Annotated in this window: 16 protein-coding genes; 3 read left to right on the top strand and 13 right to left on the bottom strand. The window is 33.2% G+C overall.

Translation table 11 applies throughout. The annotated features are described in order from the left end of the window. Positions 1-192: 192 nt before the first annotated feature. From CP370_RS07920 to CP370_RS07905, 4 genes are all read right to left on the bottom strand, one after another. On the bottom strand, positions 193-1,590 hold the full coding sequence (locus tag CP370_RS07920) for an APC family permease (protein WP_012846757.1): 1,398 nt from the start codon (positions 1,588-1,590) through the stop codon (positions 193-195). A gap of 126 nt (positions 1,591-1,716) precedes the next feature. Then, positions 1,717-3,831, bottom strand: a complete 2,115-nt coding sequence (locus tag CP370_RS07915) for an ATP-dependent Clp protease ATP-binding subunit (protein ID WP_087712585.1) — start codon at positions 3,829-3,831, stop codon at positions 1,717-1,719. A gap of 251 nt (positions 3,832-4,082) precedes the next feature. Further along, positions 4,083-4,994: an alpha/beta hydrolase gene (locus CP370_RS07910; RefSeq protein WP_087730864.1), complete on the bottom strand. Its 912-nt coding sequence runs from the start codon at positions 4,992-4,994 to the stop codon at positions 4,083-4,085. Then, positions 4,984-6,303, bottom strand: a complete 1,320-nt coding sequence (locus CP370_RS07905; protein WP_087712584.1) for a PTS transporter subunit EIIC — start codon at positions 6,301-6,303, stop codon at positions 4,984-4,986. The genes CP370_RS07910 and CP370_RS07905 overlap by 11 nt, the downstream gene beginning before the upstream one ends. Positions 6,304-6,468: 165 nt before the next feature. On the opposite strand from CP370_RS07905, the gene CP370_RS07900 reads away from it, so the two are divergent. Next, positions 6,469-6,705: a hypothetical protein gene (locus CP370_RS07900; protein ID WP_087712583.1), complete on the top strand. Its 237-nt coding sequence runs from the start codon at positions 6,469-6,471 to the stop codon at positions 6,703-6,705. A 117-nt stretch (positions 6,706-6,822) separates the two neighbouring features. Beyond that, positions 6,823-8,022, top strand: a complete 1,200-nt coding sequence (locus CP370_RS07895) for an MFS transporter (RefSeq protein ID WP_087712582.1) — start codon at positions 6,823-6,825, stop codon at positions 8,020-8,022. 239 nt (positions 8,023-8,261) lie between these two features. Here CP370_RS07895 and CP370_RS07890 read toward each other — a convergent pair whose 3' ends face one another. From CP370_RS07890 to CP370_RS07850, 9 genes are all read right to left on the bottom strand, one after another. Continuing rightward, positions 8,262-9,188 (bottom strand): serine hydrolase, encoded by a 927-nt coding sequence (locus CP370_RS07890; RefSeq protein ID WP_087712581.1) that lies wholly within the window; start codon positions 9,186-9,188, stop codon positions 8,262-8,264. A gap of 26 nt (positions 9,189-9,214) precedes the next feature. Then, on the bottom strand, positions 9,215-10,516 hold the full coding sequence (dltD, locus tag CP370_RS07885) for a D-alanyl-lipoteichoic acid biosynthesis protein DltD (RefSeq protein ID WP_087284505.1): 1,302 nt from the start codon (positions 10,514-10,516) through the stop codon (positions 9,215-9,217). Continuing rightward, positions 10,509-10,748 (bottom strand): D-alanine--poly(phosphoribitol) ligase subunit DltC, encoded by a 240-nt coding sequence (gene dltC, locus CP370_RS07880; protein ID WP_004896464.1) that lies wholly within the window; start codon positions 10,746-10,748, stop codon positions 10,509-10,511. Before dltC ends, dltD begins: the two co-directional genes overlap by 8 nt. A 29-nt stretch (positions 10,749-10,777) precedes the next feature. Then, the gene (gene dltB / locus CP370_RS07875; RefSeq protein WP_004898132.1) at positions 10,778-12,001 is read right to left on the bottom strand and encodes a D-alanyl-lipoteichoic acid biosynthesis protein DltB; all 1,224 of its coding nucleotides are present in this window, start codon (positions 11,999-12,001) and stop codon (positions 10,778-10,780) included. Beyond that, complete coding sequence (dltA, locus tag CP370_RS07870) at positions 11,998-13,506, bottom strand: D-alanine--poly(phosphoribitol) ligase subunit DltA (protein ID WP_012846767.1); 1,509 nt, start codon at positions 13,504-13,506, stop codon at positions 11,998-12,000. The genes dltB and dltA overlap by 4 nt, the downstream gene beginning before the upstream one ends. A gap of 20 nt (positions 13,507-13,526) precedes the next feature. Then, a complete protein-coding gene (locus CP370_RS07865; protein WP_004898136.1) occupies positions 13,527-13,685 on the bottom strand; it encodes a teichoic acid D-Ala incorporation-associated protein DltX in 159 nt (52 codons plus the stop codon). 134 nt (positions 13,686-13,819) lie between these two features. Then, complete coding sequence (locus tag CP370_RS07860) at positions 13,820-14,110, bottom strand: hypothetical protein (RefSeq protein WP_004896460.1); 291 nt, start codon at positions 14,108-14,110, stop codon at positions 13,820-13,822. A gap of 2 nt (positions 14,111-14,112) precedes the next feature. Further along, positions 14,113-15,264 carry a YncE family protein gene (locus CP370_RS07855; protein ID WP_087712580.1) on the bottom strand — a complete coding sequence of 384 codons (1,152 nt, stop codon included), beginning with the start codon at positions 15,262-15,264 and terminating at the stop codon, positions 14,113-14,115. 353 nt (positions 15,265-15,617) lie between these two features. Beyond that, positions 15,618-15,938, bottom strand: coding sequence for a hypothetical protein (locus tag CP370_RS07850; protein WP_087284513.1), 321 nt, complete (start codon positions 15,936-15,938; stop codon positions 15,618-15,620). A 231-nt stretch (positions 15,939-16,169) separates the two neighbouring features. Here CP370_RS07850 and CP370_RS07845 point away from each other — a divergent pair, with 231 nt between their 5' ends. Then, the gene (locus CP370_RS07845) at positions 16,170-16,454 is read left to right on the top strand and encodes a hypothetical protein (RefSeq protein WP_087284516.1); all 285 of its coding nucleotides are present in this window, start codon (positions 16,170-16,172) and stop codon (positions 16,452-16,454) included. Positions 16,455-16,801 lie beyond the last annotated feature (347 nt).

The raw sequence follows: 16,801 nt of genomic DNA, 5'->3' as shown, positions 1-16,801 counted from the left end.
TCAAATGACAGCTTTATAATATTATCATCTTTTGCTTGATTTGGCAAGCTTTTTTTGAACTTTTTTATTCGCTCTTTTCGCTTGCCTCAAACAGCATGTATTACTTTACAGGCTTTTTCACTTTTCGTCAACCCTATTAGCAATATTTTTTTATAGTGCTAAAAAAAAGGCCTCAATTTGAGACCTTTTTGATTAATTCTGTAGTTTAGAATGTTTTATACCGTATGTTGCATACACAATGATTCCCACAATTAACCAGATTCCCACCATAATTTTTGTCGTATTTGGTAACATCCAAATGAAATATACGCTTAGTAATCCAGCAATTATAGGCAGTACCGGATAAAGTGGCATCTTAAATCCATCATTCACAATATCTTTTCTATGACGTAGAGGAATAATTCCAAATGAAATTAAAGCAAATGCGATTAATGTCCCTGCATTAATTAATGAAGCTAATTCCATTAAAGGAACCAATCCAGCAAAAACAGCTGCTACTATTGTAGAGACAATTACTGCGTGATCAGGAATCATCTTTTTAGCATGCACACTTCCCATGGAATCCGGTAATAATCCATCTCTTCCTAAAGCATAGAGTAATCTTGAGCCGCCCAGCAACATAGTAATCATTGCGGTAAAGATTCCGACTAATGCTCCAACGGTAATCAATTTATTCCACGCCGTTAAGCCAACTACTTTTAGTGCATAAGCTGCTGGATCATCAACATTTAATTGTTTGTAATTAACCATTCCAGTTAAAACTAGAGAAAAAATTACATATAATAGAACAGCAATAATTACTGTCCCCATGATTCCTTTAACAACGTTTTTTTCAGGATCCTTTGTTTCAGCACTGTTTGCTGCTAAAGCATCAAAACCAATAAATGCAAAGAATACAGTGGCTGCAGCTGTAGATATTCCCCCAATCCCTAATGGTGGTGTTTGGAATTTCTTAGGATAAAATGGGACATAGTTGTCAGCCTTAATATAGAACATCCCAATCACAATAAACAAAATAATAATTGCGACTTTGATAATTACTGCTATATTTTCCACACGTTTCGATAAGTTAGCACCTTGATATAAAATCAAAGCAACGATTAACACAATTAAAACAGCAGAAATATTTATTACTCCACCTTCCATTGGTCCAGCTTCAAGTGCTTTAGGCAAATGAATTCCAATTGGCGCTAAAATATTATTATTAAAGTATGAAGCAAAACCAGTCGCTTCAGCAGAAACAGCTAAAAAATATTCTAATAATAATCCCCATCCAATTATCCACCCTACTACTTCTCCATAGATCACTGAACCAAAAGAATAGGCGGAGCCAGCTACTGGCATTGCAGAAGAAAATTCAGCATAGGCCATTCCCACCATACCAGAAACAATTGCTGCTAATAAAAAAGAAATAGCAACTGCTGGACCAGCATGCTGTGCTGCTTCATGACCAGGCAAAATAAAAATTCCTGTTCCAATAACTGCCCCGATTCCCAACGCAACCAAATCACGAGCATTTAAATGTCTAGTTAAGCGAGAATCTGCTTTTAAAAAAGTATTTACTGGAACTTTCTTAAAGAAGTTTTTCATTCCAACTCTCCTTAATTTATTTTTAATTATTATACCTGATTTTATAGCTATTTCTAGCCTATAATTAAAATTAATTAAAAAAAGACTACGAATTTAATTCATAGTCTTTTTTCAAAATATTGCTAACTATTTTTCTTCTTTTTTATCAGCTTTTTCAGCTTCTTTGATGTCTTTCTTTTCTTGTTCACGAGTTTCCTTGTCAAACAATACATCTTCAAGAATTTCACCATTTAAGTACAAATGCTTATCATCAATAGTGAATTTAACTTCCTTAGTATCTGGCTTAGAAACAATCAACTTAGCTGCTGGGGTTTCAAGATCTTGTTCAACAACTCTTCTCAATGGACGAGCACCAAATTCCTTGTCATAACCCTTCTTAGCCAAGTACTTCTTAGCATCATCAGTAACATGAAGCTTAATGTTTCTCTTAGCAAGAGACTTCTCCATCTTTACTAAGTAAAGGTCTAAGATCTTGAGCATATCTTCACTAGTTAATGAATTAAATGGAACAATTGCGTCAAGACGGTTTAAGAATTCTGGTCTGAAGTAAACTTCAAGAGCTTTACGTAAAGCATCTTGATCGTCACCCTTAAGTAACTTGTCAGAGTATCCAGCGTTTGAAGTCATGATAATGATTGTATCTTTGAAGGAAATTGTTCTACCTTGTGCATCAGTTAAACGACCATCATCCATGATTTGAAGTAAAGCATTAAAGACTTGAGGATTTGCTTTTTCAATTTCATCAAGCAAAATCAATGAATATGGTTGGTGACGAATCTTTTCAGTTAATTGACCACCTTCACCATAACCAACATAACCAGGTGCTGAACCGATCAACTTATTAACAGCCATTTGATCTTGGTATTCGGACATATCCAAACGTACCAATGCATCTGCCTTACCAAATAACTTAATTGCTAATTGCTTAGCCAATTCAGTTTTACCAACGCCAGTAGGACCAGTAAGTAAAAATGAACCAGTTGGACGGTTAGAATCCTTAAATACTTGCTTACGTGCAATTGCATCAGTAATGATATCAATGGCCTTATCTTGGTCAATAACAACTTTCTTCAAGTCAGAAGCTAAGTTAGCATTCTTTTGAGCTTCATTTGCATTAATTTCGCTCATTGGAATACCAGTCTTAGTTTGAATTAAAGCATACATATCTTCTGGTGTAACTTTAAGTTCACTAGCTTTGCCGGCATTCTTAAGATCTTTCTTAAGGTCTTCAATCTCTTTCTTAATCTTAGCAGCTTCATCATATTTTTCATTCTTAGCTGCTTCTGCCTTTTTACCTTCTAAGGCATGAATCTTGTTCTTAATTGAAGTTTCATCTTTTTGATCCATACCTAAGGACTTCTTAGCACCAGCTTCATCCATTAAGTCAATGGCCTTATCTGGTAAGTGACGATCATTAATGTAACGATTTGAAAGTTCTGCAGCAAGTTTCAAAGCTTCTGGATCATATTTAACATTGTGGTACTTTTCATATCTTGGAGCTAAGCCCTTCAAAATTTGAATAGCATCCTTGATTGTTGGTTCTGGAACTTGAACTGGTTGGAATCTTCTAGCTAAAGCAGGGTCTTTTTCGATTTGTTGGTATTCACTAGTAGTAGTTGCACCAATAACACGAATTTCACCGCTAGCTAATGCTGGCTTTAAGATATTAGCAGCATCCCCAGAATTATTTTCTGAATCAGTAGAACCTGCACCAACAATATTATGTAATTCATCGATAAAGAGAATAACATTCTTGTCACCCTTAGCTTTATCAATAATCTTCTTTAGTTTTTCTTCAAAACTACCACGAAGAGAAGTACCTGCAACTAATTCATTAATATTCAACTCAATAATATGAGCATTCTTTAGCTTTTCAGGAACATCTCTATCAACAATTCTTTGAGCTAATCCTTCAACTACAGAAGTTTTACCAACACCAGCAGGACCAATCAAAACAGGATTGTTCTTCTTACGTCTACTTAAAATTTCAATAACTTGATCAATAACAGCGGTACGTCCAATGACAGGATCGTATTTACCATTCTTAGCTTGTTCAGTTAAGTCAACACCAATTGGCTTTTCCTTTTGTTGGCCATTTTGAGCACTTTGTTGTGGTGCTTGACCAGCACTATATCTCATTGGTTGTTGACCATTGGTCATTCTTCCATCATTGAAAAAATCTCTGTTTAATTCATTAAACAAATCATCAAAATTGTAGTTTCCATTGTCAAAGTATGCCATGCTTTACACACTCCTCATATTCTCAAAATTTTTAGCACTCATTAGTTATAAGTGCTAACTACTCACATTTTTTATTATAGCAGGTTATCCACAGAAACCCAAATATTATTTCATCTTTTTCCACAGACTATTTTAATTTGTGAATAAAATAAGCACAAAGTGCTTAATAAAGCATTTTGTGCTTAAAAATTTGTGAATTAATATTATGATATAGTTCTGAAATTATTTATTTTTATTAATTTTCAAATAATTTAATCATTTATTATCTTTTTCTTTTTATGCTTGTCCTGGGGTCTTTGATTATTGCCAGGAATATTGTTTCCATTATTGTTTTCAAGCAAATACTGCTTAATTAACTGAACTACTTGTTTATTTTGCGGAAGAGAAGAATGTTGTGCATCTGATCCTGTAACCGTCATCGTCGTATAGTGCTTTACCTGATTTTGAAAAATATATTTTCCTGCTGCCACACTACTTTCAGGTACTAACCCATCCGACTCATAATTCTCTCCCCCTGATACTGAATATACATCTAAATTCTTAGGAATTTTCTTCCGATTTTTAATAAAATCATTCAGCATTTCGGTTTTATGGTCAACATTACTCTCATTAAAGTTATATGGTGTCCCGAGGGTCATAAATTTCTTTATTTTGATTTCATCACTATAATCTGCATAGTATTTTTCTAGCCAATATGTCCAAATCAATCCACCATTTGAATGTCCAAATGCCTTAAAATTATTAAATTTATATTGCTGACTAAGCTGAGCAAAAGCCTCATCAAACCAACCTGCTTGTTTCTTAATATTGGCATAACCATCATGATTATTTTCAAATCCTACTACAATAAACGGTTCATTATCATTACGATTAATTTTACCGCTATACTTCAGTGTTCCATCTTTCTTCACTTGAATTTTTAATAGACTATGCTTTTTCAGAGTATCTTTATTTAGCAGATTAACCAATTCATTAAAACGCTCAGTAGTTGCACTTGATCCTGGAATCATAATTACAGGAGACATTTGTGACTTTCGTCTTTCAGCTAAATCATGATTAGCACTTTTAATCCAAAAAAATGTTGGAATAGATAAAACTATTAAAAAGATGAAGGTACCTAGCAAAAGCAAACGATTTTTCGATATCCTCTTTTTATTTAACATATTCATAGCTAGCCTCCTCATCATTTAACAAATCAATTTCGTCTTGAACATCCTTGGCCATCTTCATAATTGGAAGATATAACAAAATATCAAATGCAAACAGAAGCATTGAGAAAATTAGCGCTTGCCAGTTTCCATTTGTAGCAATAAAGGCATACAAAGGTCCCGGAGTTCCAGATAATACATTATAGGCTGAAGCCGGAATTAAATGGATTGCAATCATACTTGCAGCTAAAAGCATATTTACAACTGGTAAAAATACATAAGGCAGTAAGAATAATGGATTAAAGATAATCGGAATACCAATTAAAGCCCCCTGATTAGAGCCAAATAGAGTTGGAATAAAACTCCAGCGGGCAACTCTAGCAATATCATTTTTCTTAATAAAAATTAAAATGCCAATCAATATCACTAAGGTTAGGCCGTTACCACCAAATTTTCCATAAGATTGATATAAAGAATTTCCCACATATGGATTAGGTACATTCCAACTTGAGCCATGTGTCAAAGCATAGTTTAAATTAGCAACATTAGTCGCACTATCACTACCAGCAGTAAGAGATACTAAAGGCTGGCCAATGCCACACCAGTTTAACAACAATGCTAGAAGTAATAAGGGAATAAAAATACCCAGATTTAAATTATTCTGTCCTTGACTTTGGAAAAATTGATAAAAGTTTGTGGCGGTCATTCGTACATGGACTAAACTAGCTAAAATTCCAATTACTAATCCAATTAGCCAAGTAGCAAGCATCGGACGAAATGAATTAAAAGCTCTTTGCTTTATTACTTGGGCACTTTCTGCATGGCGATGATGATAGTCAGTTCCAAGAAATCTAAAAATGAGTCCCGTTCCAAAACCGATCAAAAGAGCAAATAAAAAACTATTAATATTAAAAAAACGCCAGTTAAAAGATAATTGGAAATCTCTAATATCTCTAAAACGATATGCACATAACAGCAAAGCTAGCATTCCTGAAACACCAGCCATCTGGGCATCTTTTTGATATAAACGTGCAGTATATTGTGCTGAAAAATATGCAGTAAATAGTCCAAAAGTACCAAATATTACACTGGTAACGCCCTGGCAGGCATACCAGGATGCATTAAAAATCTGATCCGGTAACCATTTATCAAAATAAAAAATATTAGATATTAAACTCGTTGGAGAAAAAACACTCTGCCATAAAAACTGAAAAATACTTCCTACAACAGCAAGTGGCATTAGCATCATCAAAGTTCGATAAGTTACTCTAAAAAATGCTAACCTGCGAAGTCGCACAATAGTTTTAAAAATAATTTTTTCCATAATTTAATCCTTATCTCTAATAATCTATTTCCTAGTTTAAATTAAATATTGTAAGAAACCTATTCTTTTTTATTAAAATACAGCTTAAATCAGACAAGCTTCTTTAAACCCAGATTAGATAAAGAACATGCTATAATGATGAGGAAAATAAAAAGGAGAAAAATTATGGCTAAACGAAGTTTTTCGATTAATGATGAAACTGACCGTCTACTCAACTACTATTTAAATCATTCAGACAAAGAATGGGACTTAGTAATTAATGAAGCAATTAAAAGCTATGTATGTGACCATTTAACTCAAAGGCAAGTCCATGAAGCAGTTAAACATACCGGAAAAGATGCTTTTCCAGCTAATGAAGTTCTTCGTACTTTCAATAGTAGCTGGATTAATGGCGAGTCTTAATATTCATTGCATAAAGTCATACCTTCCGGCAAAATAAAGGTAGCAATTCTACAAAATAAGCTGACACTTGTCAGCTTATTTTTATACAACTATCCTTAATTAAAAGGAGGAAAATACATGCTAAAAAAACATGCGCTAGATCCAATTAAGTTAATCTGGTTATTTGCTGGTTCTTTAATAATTAATACTGGTGTTAGTTTTATTTGGCCACTAACTACCATTTATATTCATAATTATCTTCATGAGACACTTACAGTAGCTGGGATTGTTTTATTCATAAATTCAGCCTTTACAATGGTTGGAAATGCAGTTGGGGGACTTTTATTTGATAAATGGCATCCTTACCAAACCCTTTTAACTGGTGTCAGTATTTCTACCTTATCCACTTTCTTGCTAGTGTTGTTTCATGGCTGGCCAGCCTATCCAGTTTTGTTAATTACTTTAGGCTTAGGCAACGGTATTGTAGTAACTGGCTTAAATTCAATTGCTACTTTAATTAAAAGTCGGAATGCCTCCTATGTGTTTAATGTCTTGTATTTCACTCAAAATTTAGGTTTAGTATTTGGTTCCCTAATGGTGGGATTCATTCTACCTTTTGGTATTACTTATATTTTCTTACTTGCTTTTATTATGTTTGCCTTTTTAAGCATTGTAATCTTTTTTGAATATCGTGGTTTAAACCCGGCTCATGCCTCTACAAATAAAAAAGCGACTACAGCTGCCCATCAAGAAAAAATTCCTTACGGCGCAAAAAGAGCTATTTTCTCTATCTTAATTTGTGTTCTAGCTGCTTGGATTGCTTATGAACAATGGAATTCTAATATTTCCTCCTACATGCTTGGCTTACACATGAGCGTTCGGTTATATAGTTTACTTTGGACTCTAAATGCTATTTTAATTGTCCTCATTCAACCGCTTTTAACTTACTTTGATGACTGGCTAACTGCACATCTTCATGGACGATTATATATTGGTTTTAGTCTGTTTGGGCTAGCATTCTTACTACTAATTGGAGCAACCCACTACTTTAACTTTGTTTTAGCCATGGCCGTTCTAACATGCGGAGAAATTTTAGCATTTCCTGCTGTTTCAACTTTTGTTAATGATCGTGCTAGTAATAAAGACAAGGGGAAATACCAAGGAATTGTTCAATCAGTTACATCAGCTGGTCGAGCTCTAGGACCGCTAATTGGAGCTTTAGTAATTGATAATTTTTCCTATTTGACCTTATTTGTAGTTTGCACTGTTTTAGTTTTAATTTCTGTCCTTCTATTTGCAATCATTAATGCTTATAACAAGAAAAAAATCGCTGAATAGCGATTTTTTATTTTCTCTAATTTACAAAAAAAGCCTAATTCCACCAACATCGGAATCAGGCTCACACAGTGTTAGGTACCGCTATTCTGACCAAATAAAAGATACATTTTCGCTACCGTAGAAAATGCACCTTGCTACAACGGTACAGGTAAATCTTAGCACAGCAGCCCTACTTGCACAACCGCTTTTAAGGAAGTCAAAATCATAAAAAAAGAGATAGAAAATATTATTTCCTATCTCTATGAAGGCGATTTTATTAAATTTTCCATGAGATCGTTACATATCTCTCTCACTTTAAAATAATCTTTAACTGGATAATTAGACTGAACTACTAATACATCGCGTGTATCGTTTGAAATACGATAGTAAGTTGTATATCCATCGCCTGAACCATTTGAAGAATGAAAATCAGGGAAGTTATAAAAACCAGCATTATATTTAGCAGGATCAGCTGGAGCATAAACAGCTTGTATTGATGAAGGTTTTATGATTTCTCCATTTAAAATCGCACTTGTAGCTCGATATAAGTCTTTATTTGACATGACTAAGCTTCCAGCGCCCAAATTTCCGTGTACTTTATCTACCGCAACACTATGTGGTACTAAGTAACCCTGAGAATTTTTAGTATATGGGACCGCAACCTTAATACGTTTATTTTTAGGTATATCCCAATAAAATTCTGTTTCAGATAAACCTAATTTTTTAATATAGGTCTCTTTCACTAGACTTTCATAAGAGTGATGCGTCACTTTTTCTAAAATACCCGATAATAAAATATAGTTACTAGATGAGTAGAAACGTTGATTATACTGTTTCTTATTGAAAACTATATTATGCTTAATATCATATTTAATTCCAGCTTGATTGTTTTTAAAGACTGGCGTTCCATAACTCGATTCATCTTTTCCTTGTAATCCGGCTTCCATAGTTAGAAGCTGCCCAATCGTAATTTGATTAGCATGGGGTACTTGAGGATAGAATTTCGATAATTTGTCATTAAGTTTAAGCTTTTTCTGCTCAACTTGTTTCATAACTAGGGCACCAGTAAAAACCTTATTAACTGAATTAATAAAAAAAGCTGTTTTGGGTGTATTATGCTCTTTTTTACTAATATTTGCATAGCCTGTAGACTCATTAAGAATTACTTTATTATTCTTAATCGCCAGGATATTACCTGTTATACCTGCTTGTGTTAGTTTTTTTTTATATCTACTGCTGCCTTACTTTTAACATTAGGCATCTTTACATTCGTTTTGTTGCCCCATGTCTTAGTAAAGTAGTAACTATTTAGCTTATAGTTGACTGGATGATTCTTTTCTTTCATAAACGGTTTCACATATTGATCTACCTTTAACCATCCATTCCAACCAAGGTGAATTGTATCTTCCATGAAGAATTTCTTTCCACCGTCTTTTGATAAGTTAGCTATATTATTGAAACCTTGAGATGTAAGCTGTTTGGTAATCTTAGCAACGCATTCTTGATACATTGTCTGAGATAAACCGGTATACTTAGCCCACTTTTCATTAACTGGTGGAATAATGAACAAGACATTAACATGTTCATGCGCAAGTTCATTTAATACCAATTCAAAGTCTGCATATTCTGGTGACTGAGTATAATCAAAATCTCTTTGAGAATTCTTCAGGTGCTTTAAGTGCTTATTGTTTAACTTTTTGTCAAAGAAACCATTAAAAATACCAAACTTATTATTTGTTGTTCCCTGTTGTCCCTGCTCATTAGCAAATTGACGTAAGTTATCATATGCATAAGTACCTGGCAGTTTACCTGCTTCTTTTTGAATCTTAGGAATGTTATTAGTCATCCCAATAGATGAGAAGAAATTATCTTCATTCGCTAACATTCGACGTCTAGCTTTCAAATACAAAGTTTGATACTTAGACAATTTTTGCCCTGAAGCTAATGTCATTAATGCATACTTTGTTGTCTCACTAGCAGTTCCAGCTGGCATATCTAACAAACGCCGAGCAGCATAACGAGTAGCTACACTGTCCTTAGCAGTCAAAATCCAATCAACTGCTTGAAGTTGAGAAAAATACATCCCAAAAGCTGCTGGATTTTGACCTTGCTTAGTAAACCACTGTGGAGAAATAATAAAGACTGCTTTTTTATTAGAAAGCTGATTTACTGTTTCCTGCATAGTGAAAAAGTGAGTTAAGGATTGACTTCCCGGTCCTCCTAGTAAGAAAGGTCGATAATTTCTTTTATATTTATAAGCTAAGACACTTGGGTGCAAGGCATCCATTCTTGATAATTCACTAGAACCATAAAATGGAACATAGTTTTTCTCAAAAGCAGCTTGCTTAATCGATTGACCTTTAAAGACAGTTTGAGATTGTGAAACTGAAGCTTTAAAGAGAGCATTATCTGACTTTTCACCATTTTGCCATGGAATTAAAAATAAAATTATTAACAAAATGAAAGCACAGAGAACTGGGCCGAAAATCTGCCACAGTTTACGTTTATTACTCATTTCTTAAGCTTTCTACCTTTGCAATGATTTTGTTTGGAGTATCCCAATCTTCACGGTGAAATTCTGATACTGGTGCAGTTACATCACACTTGTCTTGTAATTCAAGTAACATTTGAACAGTTGCCATGGAATCTAACAAACCATTTTCAAAAATGTTTTCATCCATTTGGTCACTTAAATCTTCACCAGTTAATTCATTTAAAATATCTAAAACAGCTTGCTTTGTATCCATAATAAGAAAATCCTTTCAAAAATAATAAACTACTTCCAGCCAAACCATAATGTACTCAAGAATCCTGAGAAAATTAGGAAACTGAAACAAACAACATTAAATGTTAAGAAAATCGCAAACCACTTTGTAAATTTATTATGTGGGATTTGCTTGCGGTGCTTACGCTTAAATCTTAACCAAATATCATTAATGATAATTGCCAAAGCATGGTAAATACCATATACGATATAGTACCACGTTAAGCCGTGCCAGAAACCAATAATTAAGAAATTTACAAAATATGCTAAGCGCGATAATCTGATTCTATTTTTCACCAATTTATGCTTCATTGCAAAGAATGTAAAACGCATAAAGATAAAATCACGGAACCAGAAAGATAGAGTCATGTTCCATCTATTCCAGAAATCTTTAATATTTTGAGAAATAAATGGTTTATTAAAGTTCATAGGAGTTCTAATTCCCATAAAATATGACGTACCTACCGCAAACAAGGAGTACCCTGCAAAGTCAAAGAATAAATACATACTGTAGCAGTACATATAACCAAGCAGAGCCCAAGATAAGCGTAATCCCCCATTAGCTTGCCCATAAAAAATTGCATCTTTAGCTAATTGAGGAAGCCATAAGGTACCGAATACATATCCAATAATAAATTTATATAAGAATCCTTGAAAAATATATCTTGTACCAAACTTTAAATTTTCAATATACTTATCTCTTTCAGGGGCTTTATCGTAATCTTCTTTAAATCTTCGATAGCGGTCAATAGGACCTGAAGAAATAGTTGGGAAGAAAAGCAAAAACCTTGCATAAGTAATTGGATCAACTTTCTTAATTGTTTTATCGCGAAGTTCCATAATAACTTGCACTGTTTTGAAAGTTAAATATGAAATTCCGAAAAATCCAATCAAATCAGCAGTTTTATTTGGCACTAATGGTGCAATCTTTACTGCTGCTAATGGCAAAATTGCTAAGATAACTGCTAAACAAAAGACAGAGGTTTTATTCCTTCCAGAATTAACATATTTTTGATAAGCAAAAGTAACTATAAATTGGAAAATGATGTATCCAATTAATTGAACTCCCTGTAGCCAGTCTTTACCATTAAACATTAAAAACAAGAATAGTAAGGAAACGAAAGCTTCGTATGTTTTAAAGCGCCGTCCATGATATAAACCAATAATTAATGGCAAAAGCGCAATAAAAAGAATAACAAAGTAACGCGGATTACTATATGGTTGAATATTGATCACGCGTTATTTACCTCCTTAATTACTTGTTTAATATCTACCTTACCGTTTTGAGAGATTGGCATTTCATCACGGTAGATAAAGCGTTGAGGAAGCATATATGGCATAATATCTTGACTTAATGATTCGCGTAATTTCTTAGTTAGTTCAGCATCAGTATACTTCTCACGTACACCGTCTGCTAATTCTACTACAGCAACTAGTTGTCGAACTTTATGATCCTTATTGTATTTTGGAGCAACAACGCCATAACGCACTAATGGATTCTTAGCAAGATAGAAGTTAATTTCTTCAAGTTCAATTCGATAACCATTAAACTTAACCTGAAAATCAATTCTTCCACGGTAGAAAAGCATGTCGCCATCTAAAAATCCTAAGTCACCAGTACGATAACTTTCATGTTCACTTTCTTTAAAGAAAGCAGCCTCAGTCTTTTCTGGATTATTTAAGTATCCCTTAGAAACACTTGGACCTTCAATAACAACTTCTCCTTGGTTATCTTCTTCACCCTTGGAAGTATCAATTGAAATCTTTGTGTCATTTTTAGAAACACCAATTGGCAAGCGATCATACTTATTTAAAATTTCATCAGTAATTTCTACCTGAGTAACAGCAACAGTTGTTTCAGTAGGGCCATAAGTATTAAAGATATGGCTATCTGGGAATTTCAGCTTAAGCATTTTAGCTGTCTTATGACTTAATTCTTCACCACAGAATAAGAAGTGAGTTAATTCAGGATGATGCTTAGCATCAAAAGTAGGATCTAAGAAACTCATTTCTACAAATGATGGAGTTGAAACCCAAACATTGAATTTTAATTGGGGTAAAGTTTTGAAAAGCTGTCCGATATTTTCAGTTACATCATGAGGTAAAACTACTAACTTACCACCGGCAGTTAAAGCAGGATATAAACTCATTACAGATAAGTCAAAAGAATATGGTGCTTGAGCTAAGAAGCTAGGATGTTCTGGAAGTGAAAAGTCATTTAACTCCCAATTTACAAAACTAAGCAGATTATCATGACTAATTTGTACACCCTTAGGCTTACCTGTTGTTCCTGAGGTAAAGATAATGTAAAAATTGTCATCCCCACTTACAAACTTACTTTGATCAATTTCTGGATGATTATCAGAAACTTCTTCAGGAGTTAAAACCTTAATATTATCCACTTCAATAGGAAGTTTATCAATTGCAATTACCAAAGGAGCTTCAGAAACTTCTTGAATCATCAATAAACGTTCGCTATTAGAATAACTAGCAATCGGAATGTAAGCATGTCCTGCTTTAACAGCACCAATAAAACTAGCAATCATTTCAAAATTTTGACCACCCCAAATCATTACTGGAGCTTTTTCAGGAAGATCTAGTTCGTTGATCTTAGCTGCATATGCATCCGATCTAGCTTTTAGATCTCCATAAGTATTAGTTTCGCCAAGATAATCATAAGCGATCCGTTGTGGATCTTCAGCAGCAATTTGATCGATTGTCTTGATTACATCTTTAATCATTTAATGCGACCCTTTCATTTCTAGAAATCTTTATAAATAAATTTTGCAGCCCCAATGCCACTATATGAGTACAAGTAAACTAGCACTACAAGCACTGCAAAGTAAAAGAGAGTTTTAGCAATAAACAAGCCTACCTCTTTTTTCTTTGTATCGCTTTGCTTATCTTTATTTTCTGCCATGCTTACACCTCGTAATCTTTTTTCTAAATTTTACAACATTGTTATAAAATAGGTTAATATTTTTACTATTTCTTAAAAAAATAGCATGAACAGAAGTAATTATACCAAAAATAGCCCTAGTTATGGATAGTTCACTAGTGTTGGTTACGTTTTCTTTCGATAAAATAACCTATCCCTAAGAAAATTGTCGGTAGAATTGAAACAAATACCAACACTATTAAAATAACTCGTAAAAGCCAATCGGTATTTGTCCACCTTTTATCATTAGCAGTAGCAAGAGCATATGCTGAAAATAAGATAATTGTAATTATATTTATTAAAAACATAATGTTGTGTGTATATTGATACAAAACTAAAACACTACTACCGGATATCAAACCACTCCAACCTGCTAATCGTACCCAAAAAGATATTTTCTTAATCATTTTTAACTCCCTAATAAGGCATTTATATTCGCCGATAGAATTCGGTCAACAATCATTATTTGATCACGTGCATATGCTTTTGATCCTGATTCAAATAACATCAGTAGCTGCCCATTTTGAACATAAATTTGTTCTAGATATGGCGGCATAATAACGATTTTTTCCGCATTTCCTTCATCTAAGTTATTCAAAGCTGAAATTGGGAAAAAATACAACTTAGAATCTTTGCTTCCATAGGATTGACTTAAAATAATCCAATTCTGATAAAATGCAATTCCTTGAATCTGTCGGTCCATTGAAGCACTTCCTGAACCTAAAGCCCAAGAAACTTGGCCTGTTACTGCTTTAATTTGATCGCTAGTAATTGTTCCCTTAAAGTCTCCTGAACGAGCAATCGGATAGCTAGCAATTTGTCCTTGACCGTCAGTATTAAAAAAGCCAACAAATAATTGATTATCGTAATAAGTAACACAAGATGCTCTTTCAATTGTTGGTAAAGAAATCACATTATCATATTCGATAGGTTGCTTTTTCTTATTATAGCTATATTTTTCTAATTTCTTTAACGAAAAAGACATTAGTGCAGATGAATCATCTTGACTACCCGTTACCCAAATATTTTTAGCAACCGGATCATAAGCAATTCCTCCTAAATGAGGTGCTCCTGGAACTTGAATGGTCTTTAAATACTTTCCTGTTTTTTTATCTAAACAATAAATGACCGAGCGATGATTATGAGTTGAATCATAAGCCGAAATTAATAAATATTTTCCTGCTACAGTTAGCCCTTGCGGTGTCATTGAGTCCGCATCTGTAACTTTCTTTTTATTAAAGTCATAACTCGGCGTTACAACTTGGCCTGGTATTACCACGCTACTTCCAATCTTACTTGCCCGTGGCGTTTCATAAGCTGCGCTATAAACGTCGGGATATTTTTCATTTAATTGTCGTTTGAAATAAGCTAAATTATGATGACCCGGACTAATACTTGTCCCATCTTTTGCTTTTTCTACATCAGGTCTAGAAGTAAAAGTGGCTTTTGCTTGTTCCCGTTTTTGGTATTGTTGATAACCATAATATCCTCCATATGCCACTCCTGCAGCAATTCCGAGAATCAAAACCAACTTAAATAGAATCTTTAAAAATTTCTTCATTAGCTTTCCCTACCTAATAAATAATTTTCTCAATTCGATATTATACCTGAATCGTCTGCCAACTACCGAAAATTAAAAATAAGTAGCTATCTTATATTTCTTTCGATTTTGTACTATAATATATAAATTGTAGTAGTGGATCACTTATGATCCATTGCTATTAGCATTAACATCCAACTTTTTATTTTCATTCTTACTCCTCCAAGTAGATTGAATAATAACAAGATCAGCTTAAAGCTGATTATCTATCTTCGAAGAGACCTATGCACTTCCCAGCATAGGTCTTTTCTTTTGCAGTAAAACAAAAAGAGGCTCCTTTCGCATTTGGATACCTCTTTTAATTGTCTGTTCATTTATCCCCAATGGATAAAGTCTAATGCATTTTTATCTTGAGTATATCTAGCATAAACTGAATTTCTTAATTTATTCCAGATCTCGCCCTGAAAATTATTTAACTTAAATTCATTTAATGCCATCGAATTTTCAACTAGACTAACAACATTGAATAGTTCGGAAGTCAAAGCAACTGCATGATATTTTCCTGTTTTTAAATTAGTAATTGTTTTGTTTATTTGCTCAATAACTTGAATTTTCTCAGGTGACTTATTATCAGCTAAACTTAGTTTAAATGCTTCAAGTAAACTTATGTATTCTTGTGTATCTTTATCTTCCATTAATTAAGTTTTATCATACCAATTATAAATTTTAATTATTTTTTCAAATATATTTTAGTATTCATACAGCTAATGCATAAGAAGTTTACGTGTTAAGATCACATTTTAATGTTAGTGGTATACCAATTTTATATTTTTTCAAAAACAATTATATAAAGTCTGCTTCCATAATACGATTATCTTACAAAGAATCATTTCTAAATTTATCGAAAGATCCAGAAGGTGAAAAAGATGGTTTCTAAAGATGAAATTATTACCATATTGACTGAATTCGTTACCTTACTTAATAAGACAAATCCTCATTCAGAATTTACTAACTTTCTTACAGATAGTCTAAACACAATTAAATCTAGCAATGGTGTTGCTTTTACAGGTCAACTGCAATATTTTTTTAATCACGCCCCTGTTGTAAAGTTTTCTGATAATATCACGTTTACCTCGCAAGAAGAAAAACTATGGAATAAACTTCTTTCGCTAAACGAGCTAGGAAATAATCTTTGGGGTGCAAGTTTATAATTCGTTTCAACTTCTTAATCAAATTTAACTTTTTTAATAAAAAACGTCACAATTTGTTCACATTTTCATTCTAATATATAAACCATAGCAACGGGGAAGACAAAACCCCATCGCTATTAGCATTAACATCCAACTTTTTATTTTCATTCTTACTCCTCCAAGTAGATTGAATACATTTATCAGTCTTTGACTGATCCTATACTTATATATTTTGAAATCCGCGTCTTTCCCAGCGCGGATTTTTTTGTGGGCTTATTTTCAATACTTTCATACAATAGAAGTAAAAAGAAATCGTAAATTGCAATAATAAATTGAACACTTAAGCTGCTTGATAGATATGATCCAAT

This window comes from Lactobacillus sp. UMNPBX19, assembly GCF_002553805.1.
GTDB lineage: Bacteria > Bacillota > Bacilli > Lactobacillales > Lactobacillaceae > Lactobacillus.
This window is presented reverse-complemented; position numbering and strand designations above follow the sequence as displayed.

What these genes read in the sequence shown, in the direction of transcription:
- CP370_RS07920 (WP_012846757.1), bottom strand. Translation starts at nt 1,590, where the DNA reads ATGAAAAACTTCTTTAAGAAAGTTCCAGTAAATACTTTTTTAAAAGCA.
- CP370_RS07915 (WP_087712585.1), bottom strand. Translation starts at nt 3,831, where the DNA reads ATGGCATACTTTGACAATGGAAACTACAATTTTGATGATTTGTTTAAT.
- CP370_RS07910 (WP_087730864.1), bottom strand. Translation starts at nt 4,994, where the DNA reads ATGTTAAATAAAAAGAGGATATCGAAAAATCGTTTGCTTTTGCTAGGT.
- CP370_RS07905 (WP_087712584.1), bottom strand. Translation starts at nt 6,303, where the DNA reads ATGGAAAAAATTATTTTTAAAACTATTGTGCGACTTCGCAGGTTAGCA.
- CP370_RS07900 (WP_087712583.1), top strand. Translation starts at nt 6,469, where the DNA reads ATGGCTAAACGAAGTTTTTCGATTAATGATGAAACTGACCGTCTACTC.
- CP370_RS07895 (WP_087712582.1), top strand. Translation starts at nt 6,823, where the DNA reads ATGCTAAAAAAACATGCGCTAGATCCAATTAAGTTAATCTGGTTATTT.
- dltD (WP_087284505.1), bottom strand. Translation starts at nt 10,516, where the DNA reads ATGAGTAATAAACGTAAACTGTGGCAGATTTTCGGCCCAGTTCTCTGT.
- dltC (WP_004896464.1), bottom strand. Translation starts at nt 10,748, where the DNA reads ATGGATACAAAGCAAGCTGTTTTAGATATTTTAAATGAATTAACTGGT.
- dltA (WP_012846767.1), bottom strand. Translation starts at nt 13,506, where the DNA reads ATGATTAAAGATGTAATCAAGACAATCGATCAAATTGCTGCTGAAGAT.
- CP370_RS07865 (WP_004898136.1), bottom strand. Translation starts at nt 13,685, where the DNA reads ATGGCAGAAAATAAAGATAAGCAAAGCGATACAAAGAAAAAAGAGGTA.
- CP370_RS07860 (WP_004896460.1), bottom strand. Translation starts at nt 14,110, where the DNA reads ATGATTAAGAAAATATCTTTTTGGGTACGATTAGCAGGTTGGAGTGGT.
- CP370_RS07855 (WP_087712580.1), bottom strand. Translation starts at nt 15,264, where the DNA reads ATGAAGAAATTTTTAAAGATTCTATTTAAGTTGGTTTTGATTCTCGGA.
- CP370_RS07850 (WP_087284513.1), bottom strand. Translation starts at nt 15,938, where the DNA reads ATGGAAGATAAAGATACACAAGAATACATAAGTTTACTTGAAGCATTT.
- CP370_RS07845 (WP_087284516.1), top strand. Translation starts at nt 16,170, where the DNA reads ATGGTTTCTAAAGATGAAATTATTACCATATTGACTGAATTCGTTACC.